The organism is Streptomyces sp. NBC_01237 (genome assembly GCF_035917275.1).
Lineage (GTDB): Bacteria > Actinomycetota > Actinomycetes > Streptomycetales > Streptomycetaceae > Streptomyces.
Window position 1 is genome coordinate 8,208,655 of the sequence record NZ_CP108508.1, and the last position, 22,683, is coordinate 8,231,337.

The window sequence follows — 22,683 nt, forward strand, 5'->3', positions numbered from 1 at the left end:
ACCGAGCAGGTCCTGCTACCAGCGGGTCGTAGACAGGGCTAGGTCAGCCATCCGGCCCGGCGCTGCGCCGAGTCCGACATGCCGGATGGCGAAACCCTTGCGCTGGTACCAGAACTTGTACTGACCAGTTGTCTTCTCCGGCAGGTTGCCGTGGTTCGCCTGGAAGTACTTGTAGTGGACGTAGTGGTTGGATTTCATGCCGAGCGCTGACTGGGTACTGACCCGGTCAGCATCGGGGAATTCGTCTACCGAAAGCAACGACCAGTCGGTACCGCCCACTCCCTGAGGGTTGTCGAGCGCCCAGGTTTTGAGGAAGTACGAGTTGCCGCGCTGGTCCTGGCACTGCTTGGACCCGCAAAAACTTGTCCAGTTATGGCCCCGATGTCCGGTGTCAAAAGTTATGACGTCCTCCACGCGAAGGGACGGCGGGAATCCGGGTTCGCCCCGCTGGACTCCGGTCAGGGCAGCTCGGGCTACAAGTCCGCCCATCGAGTGGCCGATCAACTTCACCGGCAGACCCTTGGATGTGTAATTGGTGTAGATGTGCTTCGCCAGTTGACGACCGAGCTGCTTGATTCCGACGCCCTGGTTACCAGCCGCGAGGGGCACATCGCATTTCTTGTCCCCCTTGTAGTAGCCGGCGTGATGGACCGGACCGTCCCAGCCCCAGCCGCTCATGGCACGGGGGAGCCCGCCCCAGTACGTCGCGCAGTTCACTCCGGGTTTTACGTCTTTGGAGTACCCCTTGAGGTAGTACACCGCGGCCGACTTGCCCGGCGCGCGCTGATCCTGCTGCGCCGTTGCCGCGGTGGACGCGGACATGCCTAGCAACGGTGCCGTCATCGCGGCGACGGCCATTCCTGACAGGACGGTACGTACAGACTTGATCATTTGATCCTTCTTTGGGGACGGTGTCGACTGTTGTTGTCGCACGGCGGGTGGAACCCCCGAGACCGACGTGAACGATGTTTGTCCTGCCTTGGAGCGGACGACAAGGCTGTACGTGTCCGGGACACGTCCGGGACACGTCCGGGACACGTACAGGCAATGTGACCTGCGGCTTTGCCTGGACCTTGCCTACGCGTGCTGGTCCCAGACGGGAATGACAGGCCTTCCTTGAGGGGCAGCGCCCTGTCAGGCTCTGGCTGGGGCCGCTCGACGCCATACTCGGCACGGCGGGCGTCCTGGTCGGCCTGATCCTCGGCACCGCCGCGCTCGCGCTCCGCCACCACGACCGTGCCGGCTGCGGGCCGCACCCCGCCGCTCCGGCGGAGGCCGCCGTCCCCGCGCACCGCCAACAGGCCGCCCCCGCCCGCCGGACCGGGTGGGCCCGGTAGGAGAGGAGGAAGGGGGGCAAAGTTCGGCAGCGCGCTGCTGGTTGCGATGTGTCGGCTTCATGTCAGTGGGCTGGTGGCAGTGACGGTTGATCAGGCAGTGGCGTGTTCTTGCTGCTCTGAGGCTTATGGCGATGGCTGGCCACTGACACCAGGCGGTGCCTTGTGTCCAGGCGACCGACGCGGAGTGGCACATCTGCAGGTGGCTCACTGTCACGAAGGCGGTATATCGCAGCCAGTGCTGGACAGGGTTTTCGGCTGCCCGTCATGCTGTGCGGATGTTCCGACGTGGATGGCGAGCATGGCAGAACCACCGGGTATGGCAGAACCGTGATGTGGCGGCCCGGATGAATGAGTTCTACGACGCGCTCACTGAGCGAGATAGGGGCTCTTTCCAGGATGTCGCCCTTAGAGCTCGTAACACGATCTTGTTGAGATGCCCTGGTAGGCCGTGACCGGTGTGATGATTCGGCCGTTCGTGAGGTGTGGGTACTCGACCGTGGATCGTGGACGATGGGTTGTGGGCGTTGATCGAGCCGTTGCTGCCTCCGTGGCCGGAACGGTCGCCGGGACCGAGGCCGGTGTCGGACCGGCTCTGCCTGCAGGGCGTCCTGTTCGTCCTCTACAACGACATAGCCTGGCAACTCCTGCCGATGGAGCTGGGGTTCGGCTCGGGGCAGACGTGCTGGCGCCGCCTGGAGCGATGGCAGAAAGCAGGGGTCTTCGACCGGCTGCACCGGGTCCTGCTCGCTGAGCTGAACGCGGCCGGCGAGCTCGACTGGTCGCGGGCATGCGTGGATGGTTCTCACATCCGCGCGAAAAGGGGGGCGCCGACACCGGTCCGTCGCCGGTCGACCGGCGGAAGACGGGCAGCAAACACCACCTGATCTGCGACGGACGTGGCACTCCGCTGAAGGTGATCACGACCGCGGCCAACGTCAACGACGTCACCCAGACCCTCGCCCTGGTCGACGGCATCCCACCCGTCGCAGGACGCCCCGGCCGGCCCCGCAGACGGCCCGAGGCTCTGCTCGGCGACAAGGGATACGACTCAAACCCCAACCGTGACGAGCTCCGTCGCCGGCGAATCCTGCCCGTCATCTCCCGCAAGGGATCACCGAACATCAAAGGCATCGGCAAGCTCCGCTACGTCGTGGAGCAGACCTTCGCCCTGCTCCACCACTTCAAGCGCCTCGCAGTCCGCTGGGAACGCCGCACCGAACTCCACGACGCCTTCGTCTCCCTCGCCTGCAGCCTGATCTGCTTCAGACGCCTCAAGAAGACCCACTCATGATCGTGTTACGAGCTCTACGGGTTCGCCAGCCTGCTCTGGCCGCTCGGAAGCGCACTCAACCCGCGTCAGAGAGTCGGATGCAGGGTTCGGTTTATCGGGGGTCGTCCTGCCTCGAAGCGGAGCCCAGCCTTTTCTGGTGCGCGCAAGCACAATATATGTGCCCATTTGTCTCAGTCTTCGGAAGGCTGATGTCAGTGGGATGGGGAAGAATCTGTGGCAGTGGAGGGAGGCTTTGATGTCCGCAGCGGACAGTGGTTCTGACCTGCATGTTCCTTTGCCGAGTGGGTGTCGCTGGTGCGGGGTGGACGAGCGTGAGCACATGCAGCGGTACAAACCGCCGGTGGGCTGGCACAAGTGGGAGCCGCCCACACTGGAGCAGCGCAAGGAGAGGATGCTGGCCCGACGGCGTCGTGCGTCTCGTAACCAGCTTTTACGTTTTGCGGTTATGCCGCTAGCTTCCTGAGCTGTCTGAAGACGAGACGCAGCTGCTCCGGGACGTCCTGAGAGCCCTCAAGCGCCGAGGCGAGCTGATACATCATGTCGGGCTTGCCACCAGGGCCGCTTTCGCTCTGTTCCCGCAACATCTGCTTGACCGCGTCACTGAACTTGCCCCCACGCAACTGCAAGAAGTCCTCGGGCGCCCAGAATCCCTCGGTCCTGGGCCAGACCTTGTTGGCGACACGAGCCCAGACCTCGTCGGTGAAAGCCTCCTCGAGCTCGTTGAACTTCTCCCCGCCAGGGAGGCTCGGGTCGGGCTCTCCGATGAACTTGACGTAGTCAGCCGCGCGCGGACCGAAAAACTGGGTGAGCTTAGCGGGCTTGAAAATACTCTTGGGCAGATTGCGGCTGTCAGCATCGACCACCAGCATGAAGGACCGCTCGTGTTCGGCAAGGTAGCGTGCCAGATGTAGCGCTCCCTCATTGTTGAAGCATGCCCACAGGGCGATGCCGGCTGCCTGGAGAGACATCTCCTCGCAGAGCTTGAACAACAACGGGAAGGCGCGCTGCTCGGTGTCGCCCTCTACGGCGAGAAAGCAGCGTTCATGTAGCAGCACGGAGTTCCGCAAGCCGAGCCCGGCGGCAATCTTCCAGAGGTGCTGCTCGAGCTCGTCGCCGACCGCCCCGGCCCCGATCCGTTCAATAACGGTGCGGTGGTTCTCCAGCTTGAGGTGGACGACGTCGGAGATCTCGACTCCGTCGATGAGGTTCAACGAGTGGGTGGCGACGATGACAGCGACATGTGACAGCGCGCTCTGGTCCTGGATGAGCTGCATGACCCGTCGCTGGTGGTGATAGTCCAGGTGGGTGTCAGGCTCGTCGTAGATGACGATCGTCTGCACCGCGGGGGGCTTTGCGTCCTCTTCCTCGGTCGGGGCCCCGGACTTGTCCTCTTCCTCCTCGGCCAGCAGCTCGCTGGTCCACTCCCACACAGCCAAGGCGACTCGTCTGCTGCGGCCGAGCCCGGAGCCCTCCAGCGCGACGGACTCCCCGGCAGCACGGGCCACCCGCAGCGGAGCGCCGCGAAAACCGTGCTCAAAAGAGACGTCCGGATCCACGTATACGTCAGTCAGGTCCGGGCAGCGCAGCTGGATATGATCACACAGAGACTTGGCTTCGGTCCGAAGACGATCTTTGACCTCGTCTTCCAGCTCACTCAGCTTGCCTCTGAGTTGCGGATCCTCCATGTACTGCTTGAAGCGGCCGCTCAGGGCACTTTTGATCTCCGCATCAGGGTGAGCAACCTTGCCGTCAAAGGGCAACAGCCGTGGCATCCGCTTATCCAGCAACGAGGGCGCGGGGAGCCACGTCTCGCCACTGGAGTGCTTACGCGCGAAGGAGCGCAGTGCCTTCTGCAAGTCTTCCTTCTTGCTGCTCGCCGGCTCGAGCCCGTACTCCTTGACCAATGCCTTCAGGGGCGTGACCAGAAGCGATGACACATCACGCAGGCGTTCGTCATCAGGCAACGAGCCCCAGTACTCAAGGTGCCCTACACAATCTTGACCAGCCCGACGGCGAATCTGCACCAATGCGGGCAACTCAAGCTCCGCCTGTTCCCACTCGTCGAGCTGGAACTCCCCGACCACCAGTGTCTCTTCGCACCGTTGAGGACGAGAGCCAGCCGTCAACTCCTGTCCACTGCCGGGCCGCGCCACGAACGTACGGTCGTCCTCCTTGAGCTTCCGCGATCCGGTGAGAAAGTGCAGCGAGTCGAGCACAGCGCTTTTGCCGCCGTCATTGTGACCAGCCAAGATCGTCGGTTTGCGGACCGGGATCTCACGGACATCAGTCAGCGAGCGGAACCCGCTAACGGAGAAGCTGTTTAGATACAACGCGCCTGCTCACTTTCCTGACGTACACGCCACCACAGGTGGCCCGTCAGCAAATAACCGCAGTCTGCCGCCCGGCGCCCCTCGCGCCATCCTAGAGCGAAGACCACACCCGCTACGCCCGTCCCATGCAACGCAGCACTGCTCCTCCAACCCAGGCGCTGCGGATCACCGCTCATCTCCTGCTATGCCGCCCAGTTCAGCCCGAGGTTGGCGAGCGTGGAGAGTTTGTCGGCGGTGAGCTTCGCCCGCCGCCCCTTCTGATTCATGATCCAGACTCCAAGCTTGACGAGGTGCTCCTGGCCGTCAACCACGATCCGCTCCTCATGGGCCCTGGGGACGGTCACAGAGCCCTCGCGGGCCTTGTACTGCGCGAGGGCCGCCACGCCCTTCTCGAAGGCGCTCACAGCCTTCTTGGGGGCCTTGGCGGGCTCGGTCTGCTCCGGGGGCAGCGGCACGACGCCGACCGCCTCCAGGAGCTCGCGCTGCCCGTCCATCAGCCCTGCCCAGACGGTGTGCTGACGCTGCTTCGCCAGCCACTTGCCCGCGTCCATGCCGTGGACGGTGAAGCCGGGCAGGACGTCGGAGTGGTCCTCTTCGTCCGTCAGCAGCTCCCGCAGCGCGGCGTAATGCCGCTGCCACTCCGCCGGCCACGCCGGGTTCCAGTGCTCATCCACGGCCTCCAGCGCCGTTTTCCACTCGGGGTGGCCCTCCAGGGCACCGGGGCGGCGGAGGTTGGACAGCCACTGCCCCACCGGCCGGTCCAGTATCGTCGCGGACCGGGGAGCGCACAGCGTCCAGTGCTGCTCGTAGTACGCCTTGGCGGCCTCCAGGTTCTCCTGGAACCGCTCATCGGCCGGATTCCAGACCATGCCCAGCTTCTCCAGCCGCTGGGCGCGGAGGCCGGTCATCTGCCCCGCCCCGTACGCCCGTCGCTGCTCCGCGACCCACTGCCCCAGCGGGTACGCGCCCTCCTTGTGCCCGTACGGAACCCGGGCGTGACCCTCACGCTCCGCGAACTTCTTGAGCGCCGCCCAGCCGCGCCCCCAGTCCTGGCGCTCCGTGTCGATCACGTTGAAGGAAATCCAGTCCGCGACCATCACCGGGTCACGGGGAGCGGCAAAGCGGATCAGCAGACGGGATTCGTCCTCGCCTTCCTCGGGCGGCGGACCGATGTACTCCGACGGCTGCACCATGTCCTTCTGAGGCTCCTGCGGAATCGCGAGCAATTCGATTGCCTCTTCATCGTGAGCCCGCAGACCCTCCAATACCTTCACCAAGGGCTTATACGATCCGGAGGTGAACATGTCTTCCGGCCTTTCTCCAGGCTGGAGAAATACCGGCACGATCAGAGACGCGACTTTCCCCTGTCCGGGCTTCTGACGGAGCGCCCGGCCAATCGCCTGGACGATGTCGTGCGGCGCACCCTTGGAGCTCGTAACACGATCTTGTTGAGATGCCCTGGTAGGCCGTGACCGGTGTGATGATTCGGCCGTTCGTGAGGTGTGGGTACTCGACCGTGGATCGTGGACGATGGGTTGTGGGCGTTGATCGAGCCGTTGCTGCCTCCGTGGCCGGAACGGTCGCCGGGACCGAGGCCGGTGTCGGACCGGCTCTGCCTGCAGGGCGTCCTGTTCGTCCTCTACAACGACATAGCCTGGCAACTCCTGCCGATGGAGCTGGGGTTCGGCTCGGGGCAGACGTGCTGGCGCCGCCTGGAGCGATGGCAGAAAGCAGGGGTCTTCGACCGGCTGCACCGGGTCCTGCTCGCTGAGCTGAACGCGGCCGGCGAGCTCGACTGGTCGCGGGCATGCGTGGATGGTTCTCACATCCGCGCGAAAAGGGGGGCGCCGACACCGGTCCGTCGCCGGTCGACCGGCGGAAGACGGGCAGCAAACACCACCTGATCTGCGACGGACGTGGCACTCCGCTGAAGGTGATCACGACCGCGGCCAACGTCAACGACGTCACCCAGACCCTCGCCCTGGTCGACGGCATCCCACCCGTCGCAGGACGCCCCGGCCGGCCCCGCAGACGGCCCGAGGCTCTGCTCGGCGACAAGGGATACGACTCAAACCCCAACCGTGACGAGCTCCGTCGCCGGCGAATCCTGCCCGTCATCTCCCGCAAGGGATCACCGAACATCAAAGGCATCGGCAAGCTCCGCTACGTCGTGGAGCAGACCTTCGCCCTGCTCCACCACTTCAAGCGCCTCGCAGTCCGCTGGGAACGCCGCACCGAACTCCACGACGCCTTCGTCTCCCTCGCCTGCAGCCTGATCTGCTTCAGACGCCTCAAGAAGACCCACTCATGATCGTGTTACGAGCTCTTGGGGTCCAGGAGAGCCACCGAGTCCACCGCCCGGATGTCCACGCCCTCGCCCAAGACGCGGCAGTTCGAGAGCACCGCCCGCTGTGCGGTGGACCCGAAGCCGCCCAGGACTCCCCGCCGGCGCTCGGGCACGTGCTCACCGCACAGCCAGTCCGCCCAGATCCGGGCGGGGTACTTATCGGGCTGGTCGGCGTGCAGCTTCGCCGCCACGCGCTCCAGGCCCTCCGCGTACGCCTGAGCCTCTATCGTCCGGTGGTGGAAGGTGATGCACGTCGACAGGTCGTGCTGCGCCATCGTGTGCAGCAGCGCGGCCTGGAGCGCCCCGAGGCGCTCCCCACGGACCTTCTCGCTGTGCCGCTCCTCGCCCATCAGCCGTTCCGGGGTGACGACCGGGTCCTGGAGCTCCAGGACGATGATCTGGTACCGCGCCAGCAGCTTGCGCGACACGGCCGACGCCAACGAGAGCTTGTAGAGGACCGGTCCGAAGACCCTCTGGTCGTCCATGGAGGCCGCCATCTCATGCGGCAGGGGGTCACGCACCCCCTCCGCGACCTCGCGGTTCAGCCGCTCCTCCCAGATCCGCGGCGTGGCCGTCAGATACAGCCGGCGGTGCGAGGGGATGACGCCCTGGCTGTGGACGTCGGCCCACGCCTTACCCATCGAGCCCGACGTCCGGTGGGCCTCGTCCGTTTTACCGATCTTGAAGATGATCGGGATGTTCTTGAGCTGGTCTGATGCGTCGCGGACATGTTCGCGACGCATGGTCTGAGGTGACAGTCACGGGGGCGATGACGTGTACGTCGTTGGTGTTTGGGCGCAGCTTTGTGGCGTTGAGCGTCGTGTTTACTGAATCAGCGCGGTGGCTCGGCGGACGCGTGCGCTGTTGTCGGTGCGGAGCCGCTCGGTGATGGCTTGGTATTTGAGGCGTTCGTCCGGGGGAAGTTCGGCGAGGGTGTGGGCCAGGTTGTGGCGGACGCCGGTGTTGGAGTCCTCGGCGAAGAGGCGTGCCAGGGACGGATCCCGGTGATCGGCGCGGCCCCAGCAGATTACGGCGGTCTGCCGCATGAATGGTGAGGGGTGGGTGGCCGTCAGAGGCATCGGCGCGGGAATCAGGCGGTTGAGTGCGAGCACGGTCTGCGCCTGGAGCCGGCCGTGGCCTGGGTTCTGTTCCGGATGGGTCAGGTGGGGGAGTAGGCGCTGTTCGACGCGGATGGCTTGTTCGGCGGTGGTGGCGAGCACGGCGGTGGCGTGCAGGATTTCTGCGGGCAGACGCCAGTCTCCCTCAGCGTTGATCTTGTAGCGGCTCAGGGGGTGCTGGGTGTGTCGGTCGAGGGCGTTGGCCGGGTGCTCTGTGAGATCTTGGTACAGGTCCATGAGCCGTTTGAACGTGTCGTTTCGCACGGGTGTCGGCAGGGTTTTAGCGAGGATGGACAGTGCGCGAACGGCTTCGGAGCGTCGGTCGGCGGCGTCGTTGCGGTCTTCGGCCCACAACAGCAGGTGCGGTGTGACGCGTGCACGCAAGAGTGCGATCGGTTCGCCTATATCCATGCCGCTCTGATCGTCGGAGCACACTGTGAGGTACGTCGCGCACTGCCGCGTGGCGGTTCCCATGGCATAGAAGGGGCGGACGGTTCCCACCGGTTCGGCCAGCACGGTCTCGGCCAGGTGCCGCGCGGTCTTGGCGACAGACGGGTCGTCCATCTGCCAGTCGGCCAGGAGGGCCGTTGCCCCGGTGTGTCCTTGCTGCGCTCGTTCACGTACCACTGACACGGCCGAGGGCAGGCGGGCGCGGAGGCCGACGAGTAGGCCTTCAGCACCTCTTACGTCGAATTTCCATGCATCCAGCAGGGCTTGTGCGGCCTGGTCGGCTACCGGCAGTTTGGCCTTGGTACAGGCACCCAGATAAGCCACCATCTGCTCATCAAGGAGCCGGGAGACGCTCGGCTCTCTGGGGATCCACTCGAGCAACAAGGGCAGCACCGGTTGCGCTGACGCCGCCGGTAGGCGCTCATCGAGCGCTGCGAGCGCTCCCAGAGCCTCCTGGACCGGGTGGATGCTTGTCGACCCCGTCTGCGCGCTTGTGATGACGATCTCCGTCAGGCGGGCGGCGATGCCTGCGACGGCGTCATCAGGAATGAGATCCGCCTGCTGGCCGATCACCGCTGCGGCCGCGCTGCATACCCACCGCGCACGCACCTCCAGGAGGTCGCGTACATCGAGGTACTCGAGAAGCGATGCGGCAGCGGAGCGTGCGTCCTTCCTGCGGCCAGCAAGAACGAGTTGACGCACGGCGTGCTTTGTTTCTCCGGCGCGGTTGAAGACTTCGCCGTAGCGCTGATGGGCGAGGTTCTCATCGGTCAGCGCACCGGAGATCCGGTCCTGCCACAGCCACTGGTGCGAGGCTCGTGAGGCGTCCGGCAGTCTGTTGTCGACCAGGGCTTCCAGCGCGCTGACGGCCGGGTTGAAGGAGAGGTCGATGAGCCGTGCGCCTTTGGCGCCGACCGTGCGGGCCGAGAGCATGGCCTGGGACGATTCCTTGAATCCGCCGTTGTACTGGTCGGACAGAAAGGAAATGGACCGTAGGGCATGCCGGGCGTCGCTTCCCAGGCCCTCTCGGGTAGCGGCCAGTACAGCGCGCCGGTAGACCTCGATGGCTTCGCTTCCGAGGTCTGCAAGGGCCAGCGCGCGTCCGCGGCGCATGTGCACCAGAACCGCGAACCGTTCCGGTATGCGGCCGCCTAGAGCGCGCCGGTCAAGGTCGGCGTAGGCCTCTTCCGAGCTCTGTCCGGCTCGTATGGCCAGGTCCGCCAGACAGCACTCCAACCGAATTCGCAAGAGTCCACTCTGTGAGGTGACGATCTCGGAAGCCAGATCAGCCAGCCCTGCCGGATGATCGTCGGGGTGTTCATCGGCAACGATCTGCTCGATTACCGCCAGCACCAGGCGGGCTGCCAGGGGATCGCTCGCCTGCACCACAGTCACAAGCGCGGTCGTGACCGGCGCGAGGTCGTATCCGTACTCGAACCAGTCCGCCAGCGCCTTCAAGACGTCGTAGATGTGGGATGCCATGCCGCCGGCGTCGGAAGCCAGCCGCTCCAGGCGCTGATCCACGAAGATTCGATCGCCGGTCTCGTACCGGTCGAGCATCAACGTGGCCGCGACGGTGAAGGCCGCGTCGGCCTGTCCCGCGGACGCCAGCAGGTCGCGCTGCCGAGTGCGGAGCTGGTCGGCATGCCCGGTAAACGAGGCATCTTCGAGTTCAAACGCCAGATCGCCGAAGAGCTCGGCAGCCGGCCCCGGCTCCGTCTCTGCGAGGTGTTGCGCGCGGTGCAGGGCGTCGGCCAGGCCTAGGTGCTCGAGCGGGTCGTTCAGCAGCGCGTAGCCATGCGGCAGGCTCGAAACCGGAGGGGCCTCCACCCCGCAGAATGCCTTGGCCCATTCTTGGCCGAAGACGCCAGCGACAAGGTACGGGCGTTCCCGCAGGAACCGCGAGAGGGCGCCTGCGTCGTACAAGCCGATGTCTATGTCGCCCTGGTACTTCTCCTGCAGGGCGACGAGCTCGTCTTCCACGGCAGTGTCGTCGACGACGCACCCCGTTGCCAGGACGAAACGCACGGCGTCGAACCGTCGCTCGGACCATCCCTCAGCAGGCGTCGTAGTGCGGGGCGGACCAGTGAAGTCGGTGACTGCTGTACGGAGTGCGGGCGCCGGCAGGGAAACGATCCTGCGCACTTGGTAGACGTGTGTCTGTCCATTGCGCCTGCCGATGAGGTCGAGTCCACCTTGGTCCTGCCCGGAGCGGCCGTAGCCACGGATGTCGTTCATCCCGTCGATAAGCCACATGACCTCGCCGACCAAGCGCTCGAACACCGGTGGGGACAGCTTGCCGAAGGGCAACGTCTCGGGAGCCGAGAGGGGTGGACTGAGGGGCAGCTGACTTCGCCGACTGACGAGCGCACCGATACGGATTTCTTCCAAGGGTGATTCAGCAGCCATCCAGCTCTCCCTGCGACCCGCGGTGCTTGTGTGCAGTAGAGACGGATGGTATCGGGACGGACCGCCATAGACCTGCGGCACTGTTTAGCGATCAGATCGCCGTCCGGAGTTGGGTGTGCCCGGGGATGGCGGGCGGAGGCCGCCGATCGGGGACGCAAGGTCTGCTAGGCGCAGGGCCGAGATGCGTGTGACACCCTCAGCCGCCATCCAGAAGTTGAGTACACCCGTCCGGTTGTCAGTGGCAGGTGGCACTCTTTGAGCATGGCCTTCCGGGGAACGTGTTCATATCGAAGGTATTCCGACGGACACAGGCGGTGCTCCATGGGTGGTGGTCGGGTGATACGCGTGCATCGCAAAGACCTGCCGTCCCCTGACGGCTGCCGCTGGTGTGGCGACGATCCAGGTCACCACGGGTCTCAGTGGGTGGCTTCGGCCGGTCTGCATACGTGGGAAGCGCCGACGCCGCAGCAGCGGCTGATGCGTATGAAGGCGCGGCGCGCGGCACGTCAGGCCGGGGCGGCTACCAAAGATGCGGCCCCGCGTCCTGCGCGCGACTGACAAGAGCATCGAAGACCGTGGACAGGGCGGCGGGGATGCGGTCCTTTGCGAGGTGGGCGGCGATGCCGACCATGAGGTCTTCCTTGTTTTTCGGTCCATCAGGGGAACCGCTCTTGAGCAGGTCCAGCAACTGCGAGCTGAACTTGCCGGCCCGTAGCTCTTCGATCTCCTGAGGCTGCCAGGGGCCGCGTTCAGGGTTCGGCCTCCACAGCGTGTTGGCTGTCTCAGCCCAGTCGTCGTCGGTGAAAAGGTCTTCGAGCTCGTTGGGGGAGCCGAGGTAGAGGCACTCCTCCTTGAGGTCGAAGCCGTGCTCCTTGAGCTTGTCGTCTCGGAAGGCGCGCTTCTGGTTGGTGCGGCTGTCCTTGTCGACGACGAAGGCGACATCGCGGCCGTGTTCCTTGAGGAACCGGGCGAATCGCAGCGCGCCCTCGTTGCTGCCGCCGGCCCACAGGCAAATCCCGGCGGACTGGATCGGCAAGCCGGCGTGCTTGCGGAAGAGGATGGGGAACGCGGATGTCTCGGATACGCCCTCCACAGCGACGAAGAACCGCTCGTGCAATAGGACGCTGTTGCGGAACCCCAGCGTTGTCGCGATCGTCGACAGATGCCGACGCACATCCTTGTCCGCGCTGTCCTCGCTCAGAACCTCCGCCCGAACGCGGCCCTCATGAGTACGCAAGTGCACCACAGAGGAGATGTCGACCCCGTCGATCAAGTTGAGCGAGTGCGTCGCCACGATGACGCGCGCGTTGGGCCGTGACGACTGCAACTGGATCAGCGCCATGATACGCCGCTGATGGGAGTAGTCGAGGTGGGTGTCGGGCTCGTCGTAGACGAACACGACATCCGACTCGGACGCCTGCGTGGCGTCGTGTTGCCCCAGGTCGTTGCTGCTCTCCCACAGGGCCAGCGAGATCCGGCGTGAGCGACCGGTCCCGGCCGACGAGAGCGGGAACCGGCGGCCCTGCGAGTCCACAATGTTCAACTCGACCCCGACCAGCGCCGGACGCACCTGCACCTGAGGGTCCAGTTCCACCGATGGCAGGGCGCACCGCCGCGCGATATGACCCCGGATGCTGTCGATGTCCGGTGTCAGCGAATCGGCAAGGTAATCTTCAAGATCTGCCACACGCTTGACCACCTCATCAGCCCGCGTGTACTCGCGCAGCCGGGAATTGAGCAGACTCTGGACCACGGCCTCAGGTGCCTGGACCGAGTCGCCCTTGAAGTACACCATTGACGGCATGGCGGCGGCCACCTCGGAGTCCGCCGCCACCCATGCGTCGACCTGCTCCATCTGCTGGGCCAGTTCCCGCAAGGGCTGCTCCCAGCTGTTCCTCGCGTTCGCCTGCCCGACGGGCTCGACCCCGTGCGTGGCCGCGAGTTCCTTGAGGCCCGCCAGCTTCACCGATCCCAAGTCGCGCAGCTCTGGGTTCTGGCAGACGCGGCGGCGGATCTCCAGGAACGTTCCCGCCTCCGGGCGGAAGCGACGGCGGATCTGCACCCGCTCGGGCAGGGCGAAGTGCTGCTGCTCGTCGGCACTGAGGGTGAACTCGCCCGTCACGGCACTCTGAGGCACCCGTGCGTGCGGTGCGACCGTGTCCCCGTCGGCCACGGGTTCCTGTCGGCCCCCGTCGCCGACGTAGGTGAGATCGCGCTCGCTCAGCGCGGTTCCGTGGAGCAAGAAGTTCAGCGCGTCCAGCAGAGCGCTCTTCCCGCCCTCGTTCTGGCCAGTCAGAACTGTCTGTGGCAGGACTGGAACATCGGCGATATCTGCAAGGCAGCGGAAGCCCTCAACGGAAACGGAGCAGATCTGCACGCACGCCTCAACTCAACAACGATGGAACGGTTTCGGATGAACTGTCTGGACGTCAGCTCAAGATCGGGCGGTACGGATAGTGACCCTTGATGAACCGAGCCAAGAAGCCCCCCTTGCTAGGGGAAGCCATCAATGCCGAGTGCACGTCCGCAGGCACGTTGTCGTAGCGGTACACCCCTCCGCTGTGGAAAGCGACCTCGAGCACACGCTCCGCCTGGCTGTAGCCCACCGACCGGACGTTGGTGGAGCGAACCGGCTCATGCAACAAGGTGCCTCCAGCGGCCTACGTGACGGGCGTTGCACGATTGACAGAAAGGATAGCGCTGCGCGCTGCCCTCAAGGACGCGGTTGGTGTGAAGCGCCGCCTGCACCTGACCACGTTGGCCCGGTGACCTCGGTTTGAGCCGATGGCGGCGGATCGTCGACGGTCGAGAAGCTGTGGAACTCCAACGCCGTGACGAGTTGAGCCGACCAGGCCCCAGCGGCCACTGGCACACCGACTTTCGGCCTGCCCAGGCGACACCTCGCCCGCGCGCCACCGCCTACGCCGAGGAAGGGCTCGCAACGCGGCGTTTCACAGGCTTAGCGACTGCGAGCATCCGATCATGTCCGGTCGGTACACGGTTTCTCACGGCGCGACCGGTTCGCTGCATGACTCTCGGGCGGGCTTTGTGGCACCGCTCACTACTCCAGACCTAGATGAAGGAGAAAGTTCTCATGGCCGCGTCTACCGCAGTGTCCGGTGTTTCTGATGGGGCGTTGTCGCCGTTAGGGCGGCGGTTGGGTGCCCTGCTGAGTTCCGAGCGCGTGGTTCGTGACCTGCGGCTTTACTTCGGCCTGGGCGTGCCGCCCGGCAGGATGCCGTTCACCGGGAGTCGGTTCGAGCATCTGGCGGGTGGGGGAGATCGGCCTGAGGTTGCTGACCGGATCACGGCGGAGGACCTGGTCGCGGTGCAGACCTTGTCGGTCACCGTTCCGGCGCCTGTCGCGCTGGATATTCTGGAGGGCTCTCTCGGCGTGAGGCTGTCCGGTCTGTTGCAGGCCATTCCCAGGGACATCGACATGGCTGATGCCGACGCGCTCGTCGTGGCCGACGGCTCGCCGGCGGACCAGGCATGGCACCTCCTCTGTGCCCAGTACGGGGTCAACTGGGTCATCGCGGGGAAGATTTTGGCGCGTAAGCGTCCGCGGTTGCTCCCGGTCTATGACCGTGTCGTACGCTGCGCCGTCGGCCGGCCGCCGTCCTTCTGGCTCGCCTTCCATGCCGCGCTGCGTGAGGACGGCGCCGCGTTGCACCGCCAGCTGCTCGAGCTGAGGCAGGCCGCAGGGCTGCCCGAAACGGTGAGCGCGTTGCGGGTGTGCGATGTGGCGGTATGGATGAACCACCGAGCTCTGGGCCATCCCTGCCCCTGAGGATGCCTGCCGTCAGCGCGACCCGAGGGGGCGTTCTGGCGTGTGAGGGTGACGGACTTTACCAACTGTCACCTGGGTGTGTGTGACGTTCGTGTGGAGTGGTCCGCCGGGGCGGGGAGGGGTGTGGACTCATGGCCGGAGGACGCCGCCACGGGGGCGGTTCCCGGTTCGGAGGGGGCGGCACATGGTGGATGGCCGGCTGGTGATGGGCGACTTACGCGTGCAGGAGATCGTCCGCGGGGACGGGCGGGTGTCCTACACGATCGTGGACACGGACTGCACGCTTGTGGCGGAGGCGGACGGGTTCCTGCGTTCCTGTCGGGCGGGTACGGACCGTACGTACGCGTATGTGCTGGTGGATCATCTGCGGTGGCTGCGGTTCGCGGGCCTGGACACAGGCGCGGTGTCGCTTGAGGACCTGCGGCACTACATGGCGGCTTTGGGAGCGGACTACCCGGGGCCGTTCGGGCTGCCGTGGCGCGAGGGGAAACGCCCCTACGGACACAGCGCACTGAAGACCGCGGCGGCCTGTCTGAAGGGCTTCTACCTCCGCCTGGGCACCCACGGCGTGAACCCGGCACTGGCGGAGGCACTGCGCGTGACCCGTTTGCCGACGCGGGCGGACCGTCGGCGGGCGATGCTCGGGCACGTCCTGCACAGCATGCCCGCGAATCCTCTGGCTCCGGCGGAGCGGGTTCGCCGGCACCCGAAGATGCTGCCGGAAGGCGCCCGGGATCTGCTGCTGGGGGCGGTCTCGTGTGCGCGGGACCGGATGGTGGTCACGTGGCTGGCCGACGGCGGTTTCCGCATCGGTGAGCTGTGCGGGCTGCGTCTGGTCGACCTGCACCTGCGCGAGCAGGCCGCGTGCGGTCAGTGCCGCGGGCCGCACGTGCACATCTGCCACCGTGAGGACAACGCCAACCGGGCCCAGGTGAAGACCAAGTCCCCCTGGACGTCGCAGGACGGCACTGTGTGCGGTGGGACGGTGCGCCGGGTGAGTCCGGCGATGGTTCACACCTACTTCGAGTACATCACCACCCAGTACCCCGCCCAGACCGCTCACGGCATGCTCCTGGTCAGCCTGCACGGCCCCACTCGGGGCCAGCCGTGGACCACGGTCGCGGCCCGCGGCATGCTGCGCCGGGCCGCGGCCCGTGTGGAGATCGGCCGGGTGGTTCCGCACGCATTCCGGCATAGCTTCGCCACCGCGGTGCTGGACGCCGCACAGGGCAATGCGGTGATCGCGCGGGATGCCGGCGGCTGGGCCTCGGCCGCGACCGTCGAGCAGGTCTACGGCCACGTAGACGTCCACGACCCGGTCTTCACCGCAGCGCTGGAGCAGGTCTGGGGGACACAGCCGTGATCCCGCTGACGCTGCTGCCCGGCCGCACCGACACCACCCGCGTCGGCCGCGACCGGCTCGAACTGCTCACGGCCCTCATCGCTGCTCCCGCATTCGACCCGCTCTTCCGCGACACATTGATCTTCATCCCGCCTCAGCACCCGGTCTTCGCCTGGCAGTGCGCCGTTGACGGCTGCCTGCGCATCCGCCGGGTCAGCCACAACCTGTGTAACACGCACAACCTGGAGTGGGACCAGGCCGAGCGGACGGAGCAGACCAAGCGCGCCTTCATGGACGGGGCCACCGCTCTGCCCGCCGCGCGGGGAGTGGACTACGGCCGGTGCCTGATCTGTCCCGACCGCCCGGCGATCAGTCCCACCACCCGGCTGTGCCTGCAGCACCAGACCAGGTGGCAGTACGGCGAGGCCGCCGGCATGGACCGCACCCGGTTCGAGTCCTGGTCCCGTACACAGCACCCGCTTCCCGGCTACGGCCTGTGCACGGCACGGTGTCCGTTCCTGGCCTGTACCTCACTGGGGCTGTGCCTGCAGCACCTGAACCGGTACAAGATCGACAACCGTCCGGGAGAGGCCCGGTCGCAAAACTCACGCGGCCCCCTCAAGGACGGCCAGCCGCTCCCGGGGACGTACGGCGACGAGAAGGCATTCCGCGCCTGGTGCGCCACTGCGGAGCCGGTTACGCAGCCAGGGCTGGTCAACCTTCATGGCCTGTCCCCGCTGTTGCGGGCCGAGATCCAGTGGGGCCTGCACACCCACGCCCAGTCCGCTCAGCACTCCGAGTGGAGCACCAACGGCATCAGGAATCTCGTCAGGCATTGCCGACGAGGCGGCATCACGTCTCTGATGGACCTGCACGATGAAGGATACGCAGGCCTGACGCGCAAGCAGATGGATTCCGAGGTTCGCAAGATCATCTGGGAAGTCGTCAACGGCTTGCGCTGCGTCTACTACAGTCCCTCGGACACGAAGGACGCCGGCTTCCTGGAGACCGATCACTTCGGACGACGCTTCAAGAACGCCCAGAGCCACTTCGACATCACCACCGTCTCCCAGCGGTGGCTGCGCGACCTGCTCTGGGACCATCTCGCCGAGTGGCTCCGTTCCCCGCAGTGCCCTCGCACCCGCGGCCCCTTCGAGCAGATGCGCCGCGCCGCCGTCGAGCTGGGCGTCTTCCTCCAAGCCGACGCCCCCGACGCCGGCCACGACCCCACCGTGCTGCGCCGTGAGCACGCCGAGCGGTTCGTCGCCGACCAGCGCCACCGCGCCCGCCACGGCCTGCCGTCCCTGGGGATGGTCCTGGTCGACGGACGATCCCCCACCGTCACCGATCTGAGCTGCCAATTCGTCTTCAACGGGGCACGCAAGCTGCTCTACAGCGCCATCCCCGCCGGCCACGCCGAACGCCTCGGCATCGACACCGGCTTCCTGACCGCCATCCCCTTCGGCGGTACCGGCCTCAAGCAGCGCTCCCGCAACCCCTTCAGCGACGACGTCGCCCGCGCGCTGATGGACGAGACCAACCTGCGCCGCCTGGAGGAAATCGACCTCAACGACCGGGGCCTGCGGGACATCTGGGAGACCATCGTCGCCACCGGGCGCCGCTGCAGCGAGGTCGTCGGACTGCGCCTGGACTGCATCGGCCGCTACCGCGGCCTGGCCATGTTGTGGCACGACCAGACCAAGGTCGGCAATTACAACGAGGGCATCCGCATCCCCGAGCCCGTATACCAGCGTCTCGATGCCCGCCGAACCAAGACACTCCAGCTCTTCGAAAAGCGGTACGGCCGCGTCCCCACAGCCGCTGAACGCCCCGGCCTGGCCCTGTTCCCCTCCCGCATCCGTAACCCCAACGGCCGACAGCCGATCTCCTACGGCCACTTCAACCAGCGCTTCAAGACCTGGATCGTCGGCCTGGACCTCGGTGGCGCATACGTAGCCCACCAGGCCCGCCACACCCTGGCCACCAACCTGCTGCGAGCCGGCGCCACACTCACTCACATCCGCCGCTACCTCGGCCAGCTCTCCGAGCGCATGGCCGAGCACTACGTGAAGATCACCAACAGCGACCTCGAAGACGTCCTGAACACCGTCTGGGTAGCCGGGCCCGGCGCACCCCGCCCAGGCGAACTCCTCTCCGGCGACACCACCCCCATTGACCGCGAGACAGCCCTCGCCCTGGCCCTGGATCTCTCCCGCCGCAGCACCCCCGCCGACGGAGGCTTCTGCACCTACCAACCCGTCGTCGACGGCGGAGCCTGCCCCTGGAAACTCGACTGCGAGAACTGCGACAACTTCGTCCTCTCCGGCGCAGACCTCCTCTACTGGCGACGCAAAGCCGAACAGTGGCGCTCCATCGCCGAGAACGCCCCCGACGACGCCACCGCCGACTACCTCCACACCGTCTTCGAACCCACCGCCAAGGCCATCAAAGGACTCGAGCAGGCCCTGGCCGCCCTCGGCATCCTCGACGAAGCCCTCACCCTGGACCTTCGGCGCCCCCAGGACTACTTCCACCGCACCTGGAGCACCGCCTTCCGCGCCCGAGACCTCGCAGCACTTCAAGCCCCCGACGACGCCACAGGACAGCCATGAGCACGCCCCGCACCGACGCAGCCGTCCAAGCCCGCCGCCAAACCGCCCAGGTGATGCTCGAACGCCTCCAGACCGCCCTGACCACCGCAGCACGCGACCATACGCCTGTCACCGTCGCCGCCCTCGCCCGTACCGCCCGCGTCTCACGCACCTTCCTCTATCAAAACCAGCAGGCCAGAGCCCTGATCGAGCAGGCCACCCGCGCAAGCAGACCCCATCCCGCAGTCTCCACCAGCGGCAGCGGCAGCCGCGCCCAGCCCGCCTGGAAGGAACGTGCACTCAACGCCGAAGACGCACTCACTCAGGCCCAGCGCGAAATCCGCACCCAGCGCACCCACATCGCAGACCTCCTCGGCAAGATCCGCGACCTCGAACACGACCTCCCCGAGGGCTCCCTCCAGCGCATCGTCACCGAGAACACCACGCTGAAGCAGCACGTACGACAGCTCACCCAGGACAACCAGCAGATTCAAGAGCGCCTGACCAGCGCCCGCCAGAACAACCGCTTCATGGACAAACGCATCGCCGACCTCGAAGCCCAACTCGCTCCGTACCTCACCATCCCAACCCCGCGCCCCTGACCCAGCCCCGGATCACTGCCAAACGGGACGGACCCTGTTGACGACCGTCAGATCCAGTCGATGCCCAGCTCCTTCAGTGCGACCCGCTGTTCGGGGGTGAGCTTGTCCCGCCTCGATTTGGTGTTCGAGACCCAGACGCCCAACCTGACGGCTACCGGCTCGGTTTCGCCGTCGACGGTGATTTCCTCAGCGTGACTGCGGGGTACCGGCCGGTGAGCACCTTCCCGCTCTACCCACTGGGTCAGGGCCGCCAGGCCGCGCTGGAACGCCTGCTGCGCCTTGCTCGTGCGATCTCTCGGGTGGGTGTCAGTGGTGGTGAGGGTCAGTGGTGGGGATTGTTGTCGTGGGTTCTTGTTGCTGGTCAGAGCGGTGTCGGTCGTCTGGTTTCACTGTCATGAGGTGAGAGATTTTGCTGTCATGAGGCGTTGTCTCATGGTGGGTGACGCTGTCTCAGTTTCGAGAGTTCTTATGTAGTGAGGCCGGTGGGCGCGGTCTGACCGCACCCGGGCCGCCGACCCCGACGCACTCTGATCACAGCGGCCGGCAGCACGAGACCCCGGGAGCCAACGCCCGGGGTCTCTGTGTGACATGACGTGACGTCTGTCCTGCTGGTTCAGCGACCGGTCATGGCTGGTGTTACGCCCACTCCACCCCCAGCCCGGCGAGGGCCTGGCGCTGTTCGGGGGTGAGGCGTTCGCGGCGGCTTTTGGTGTTGCTGATGAACACTCCGAGTTTCACGACGTGCTCCTGGCCGTCGATGTCGACGGGTTCTTCGTGTTTCCTCGGGACGGGCCGTTCGTGGCCTTCGCGCTGGAGGTACTGGGCGAGGGCCGCAACCCCACGCCGGAACGGCGCCGACAGCCCGCCCGCCCCCGTGGCCGCGCGTGCTGTCACCGGGGCGGGTGCGGGCTCGGCGGGTGTCACGCCGAGCCCGGTCAGCCGCTCCTGCTGCTCACCGCTCAGCTGCCCCCAGGTACGCGCCTTCCGCTGCTGCGCCAGCCACTTCCCCAGGTCGTCACCCTCGAACAGGACACCGGCCTGGATGTCGGGCAGGGTCCCGTCGGCCTCGGTGTCGGCGAGGTCCGCGAGGACTCGGTAGTGGCGTTGCCAGTCCAGCGGCCACGGGCAGTTCCAGTCCTGATCGATGGCGGCCAGCTGCTCGGCCCTCGTCTCGGAGCGTTCCGGGTCTTTGCCCAGGCCGTCCTTCCTGCGCAGGTTGGCCATGAGCTGCCCGATGGCTACCAGCTCGTCGTCGGCTTCGCCCCATACGGCGTCCTGCCGGGGTGCGAGGTGCCCGTGGGCCCGGTGGAAGGACCGCAGCGCGGCGAGCTTCGCTTCCCACGCTTCATCGCCCGGCTCCCAGACCATGCCCTCCTCGTCGAGGAGTTCCTTACGGTGGGGGTCGAGTTCACCGGCCCGCTGGGCACGCCGCTGCTGGTGCACCCACCGCCCGAGGGGAAACCGGGTGACCCCGACTGTGGTCTCAACGTCGTACGGCACGGCATACACCCCGGTGATCTCGTGTTCTTCCCTCCACCGTCGCAGGGCCTGGTGCCCGTCCAGCCACACCAGTGACTCCGGCCGGAATACGCGGGTCCGCAGGAACGCCGCGATGGTCGCCGGGTCACGCGGTGTCGAGAAGTGCAGCAGCGCCGACTCGACCACGGCCTCCGTGCCGTCCTCCAGCTCGGCGACCTCGCCCTCACCCTCGGCGTGGATGATTCGCCCGTCCGCGTCCCGCTGGATGTGCACGGGCCGTTCCCGGCTGCTGCGTGTCAAGGCACGCGAAGCCAGCTGCTCGACCAGACGTTCATCGTGTGAGCGGAGTCCCTGGAGGAGGGCTACAAGGGGTGCGTATGAGGCGGAGGCGACCATGTCGGTGGGGTCCTCACCGGGCTGTAGGAACACCGGAACGATGATGCGGGCGACTTTTGTGGTCCCGTCGGGGTTGGGCCGGAGCGCACGGCCGATGTTCTGGACGATCTCGACCTGGGAGCCGCGGGTGTCGGCGAAGCAGACGGCTTCCACACCTCGCTCGCCGACGATGTCGACTCCCTCACCGAGGATCCGTACGGAGGCGAGGAATGCCCGGTGGACCCGGTGGTCCTCCGGATCAATTCCGTTGGCGAACTGGCGGAGGACTTCGCGTCGCTCGGAGACGAGGTGGTCGCCGCAGAGCCAGTCCGACCAGACGCGGTCGGGTGGGACGTGCCGGTAGGGCTCCAGTTCGTAGCGCTTTGCCTGGATCGAGGATGCCGGCAGTTTGGCCGCGTCGTTGAGGAACCGGTCGGATGCTTCGGTGGCGTAGAGCTCGGCGGCGGTTTCGGGAAGTTTCTCCGCGAAGGCTCGGGCTTCCTCGACCCGCTGGTGGAACGTCAGGACGGTGCGGAGGTTGTGCGCGGCGGCGTGCTCCAGCAGAGCGGCTTGGAGCAGTGCGAGGCGCCGGCCGCGCAGCGCTTCCTCCGACACACCGAGAACCGGCTCCGGATCGCGGATCTCGATCACGTCGATCTCGAACCCGGCCAGTACGCCCCGCTCAACGCTCTCCGAGAGCCCCAGCTCGAAGATCCACTCGCCGTAGGTTCCTGCCGGATCGCTGGTCATGCTCGCGATCTCCAGTTCCTTGCCGTCCTTGCCCTTCTGCGGCCGCGGGGAGGCGAGGATCCGGGGTGTGGCGGTGAGGTACAGGCGGAAGTCAGTCGAGATGCGGGCGTTGTCGTGGATCGCCGCCCACGGCCGACCAAGATCACCCGCCGTTGAGTGCGCTTCGTCAATGACGGCGAGGTCGAAGCCGCTCATGGACTGACCGAACAGCCGCTCCCCACCTGCCAGGGCAGCCTCGAGCGGCCCCCGCACCTTCTCCTGACCCAAGGGGGCATCGACGTCTTCGCGGTCCACGAGGGAGGCGTACGTGGCGAACACGACGACCGGCCCGTGCCCGGCCCACAGGGCCAACTGGATGGGGTTCGTGGTCGTGTTCACCCCGAGCGCCTCCAGGACGTCGTCCTTCTCCAGCGAACACACCGCGACCATCGGCCCGTTGTGGCCGATCCTGCGCCACACCTGGGCCGTCTGC

At 66.4% G+C, this 22,683-nt stretch carries 12 protein-coding genes and 3 pseudogenes; 6 read left to right on the plus strand and 9 right to left on the minus strand.

Annotation, left to right across the window (positions count from 1 at the left end; all coding sequences use genetic code 11):
• Positions 1 to 15: 15 nt before the first annotated feature.
• Positions 16 to 891: an esterase/lipase family protein gene (locus OG251_RS36275; RefSeq protein ID WP_326681088.1), complete on the minus strand. Its 876-nt coding sequence runs from the start codon at positions 889 to 891 to the stop codon at positions 16 to 18.
• Positions 892 to 1,819: 928 nt separating this feature from the next.
• On the opposite strand from OG251_RS36275, the gene OG251_RS36280 reads away from it, so the two are divergent.
• Positions 1,820 to 2,628 (plus strand): IS5 family transposase gene (locus OG251_RS36280; protein WP_442818288.1). Its coding sequence is split into 2 segments (ribosomal slippage): positions 1,820 to 2,152 and positions 2,155 to 2,628, totalling 807 coding nucleotides; the frame shifts between segments, so codons are not numbered across the junction.
• A gap of 443 nt (positions 2,629 to 3,071) precedes the next feature.
• Here the strand turns inward: OG251_RS36280 and OG251_RS36285 are convergent.
• Both OG251_RS36285 and OG251_RS36290 read right to left on the minus strand, forming a co-directional pair.
• Positions 3,072 to 4,958 (minus strand): ATP-dependent nuclease, encoded by a 1,887-nt coding sequence (locus tag OG251_RS36285; protein WP_326681089.1) that lies wholly within the window; start codon positions 4,956 to 4,958, stop codon positions 3,072 to 3,074.
• Between the two features lie 182 nt (positions 4,959 to 5,140).
• Positions 5,141 to 6,385, minus strand: a pseudogene (locus OG251_RS36290) (Helicase associated domain protein); the annotation flags it as partial.
• Positions 6,386 to 6,460: 75 nt separating this feature from the next.
• Between OG251_RS36290 and OG251_RS36295 the strand changes: the two are divergent.
• Positions 6,461 to 7,269 (plus strand): IS5 family transposase gene (locus OG251_RS36295; protein WP_442818288.1). Its coding sequence is split into 2 segments (ribosomal slippage): positions 6,461 to 6,793 and positions 6,796 to 7,269, totalling 807 coding nucleotides; the frame shifts between segments, so codons are not numbered across the junction.
• A gap of 8 nt (positions 7,270 to 7,277) precedes the next feature.
• Here the strand turns inward: OG251_RS36295 and OG251_RS36300 are convergent.
• The 4 genes and pseudogenes from OG251_RS36300 to OG251_RS36315 form a co-directional block, all read right to left on the minus strand.
• Positions 7,278 to 7,973: pseudogene (locus OG251_RS36300) on the minus strand (helicase); the annotation flags it as partial.
• Positions 7,974 to 8,129: 156 nt separating this feature from the next.
• Complete coding sequence (locus OG251_RS36305; RefSeq protein ID WP_326681090.1) at positions 8,130 to 11,282, minus strand: hypothetical protein; 3,153 nt, start codon at positions 11,280 to 11,282, stop codon at positions 8,130 to 8,132.
• Positions 11,283 to 11,802: 520 nt separating this feature from the next.
• Positions 11,803 to 13,659, minus strand: a complete 1,857-nt coding sequence (locus tag OG251_RS36310; protein ID WP_326681091.1) for an AAA family ATPase — start codon at positions 13,657 to 13,659, stop codon at positions 11,803 to 11,805.
• 52 nt (positions 13,660 to 13,711) lie between these two features.
• On the minus strand, positions 13,712 to 13,927 hold the full coding sequence (locus tag OG251_RS36315; RefSeq protein WP_326681092.1) for a KTSC domain-containing protein: 216 nt from the start codon (positions 13,925 to 13,927) through the stop codon (positions 13,712 to 13,714).
• A 449-nt stretch (positions 13,928 to 14,376) separates the two neighbouring features.
• Here OG251_RS36315 and OG251_RS36320 point away from each other — a divergent pair, with 449 nt between their 5' ends.
• The 4 genes from OG251_RS36320 (at position 14,377) to OG251_RS36335 (ending at position 19,607) form a co-directional block, all read left to right on the plus strand.
• The gene (locus tag OG251_RS36320; protein WP_326681093.1) at positions 14,377 to 15,072 is read left to right on the plus strand and encodes a DUF6308 family protein; all 696 of its coding nucleotides are present in this window, start codon (positions 14,377 to 14,379) and stop codon (positions 15,070 to 15,072) included.
• Between the two features lie 184 nt (positions 15,073 to 15,256).
• Positions 15,257 to 16,435, plus strand: coding sequence for a tyrosine-type recombinase/integrase (locus OG251_RS36325; RefSeq protein WP_326681094.1), 1,179 nt, complete (start codon positions 15,257 to 15,259; stop codon positions 16,433 to 16,435).
• Positions 16,432 to 19,026 carry a tyrosine-type recombinase/integrase gene (locus OG251_RS36330; protein WP_326681095.1) on the plus strand — a complete coding sequence of 865 codons (2,595 nt, stop codon included), beginning with the start codon at positions 16,432 to 16,434 and terminating at the stop codon, positions 19,024 to 19,026. Before OG251_RS36325 ends, OG251_RS36330 begins: the two co-directional genes overlap by 4 nt.
• Entirely contained in the window at positions 19,023 to 19,607 is a 585-nt protein-coding gene (locus OG251_RS36335) for a DUF6262 family protein (protein ID WP_326681096.1), read from the plus strand. Before OG251_RS36330 ends, OG251_RS36335 begins: the two co-directional genes overlap by 4 nt.
• A 47-nt stretch (positions 19,608 to 19,654) precedes the next feature.
• Here OG251_RS36335 and OG251_RS36340 read toward each other — a convergent pair.
• Positions 19,655 to 19,891 (minus strand): annotated as a pseudogene (locus OG251_RS36340) (helicase associated domain-containing protein); the annotation flags it as partial.
• Positions 19,892 to 20,243: 352 nt separating this feature from the next.
• Positions 20,244 to 22,683: DEAD/DEAH box helicase (locus tag OG251_RS36345; RefSeq protein ID WP_326681097.1), on the minus strand; the 2,440-nt coding region annotated here is incomplete at its 5' end.

Bases quoted from the DNA above. Each gene is read 5' to 3' on its own strand.
- OG251_RS36275 (WP_326681088.1), bottom strand. From the start codon at position 891: ATGATCAAGTCTGTACGTACCGTCCTGTCAGGAATGGCCGTCGCCGCG.
- OG251_RS36305 (WP_326681090.1), bottom strand. From the start codon at position 11,282: ATGGCTGCTGAATCACCCTTGGAAGAAATCCGTATCGGTGCGCTCGTC.
- OG251_RS36320 (WP_326681093.1), top strand. From the start codon at position 14,377: ATGGCCGCGTCTACCGCAGTGTCCGGTGTTTCTGATGGGGCGTTGTCG.
- OG251_RS36325 (WP_326681094.1), top strand. From the start codon at position 15,257: ATGGTGGATGGCCGGCTGGTGATGGGCGACTTACGCGTGCAGGAGATC.
- OG251_RS36335 (WP_326681096.1), top strand. From the start codon at position 19,023: ATGAGCACGCCCCGCACCGACGCAGCCGTCCAAGCCCGCCGCCAAACC.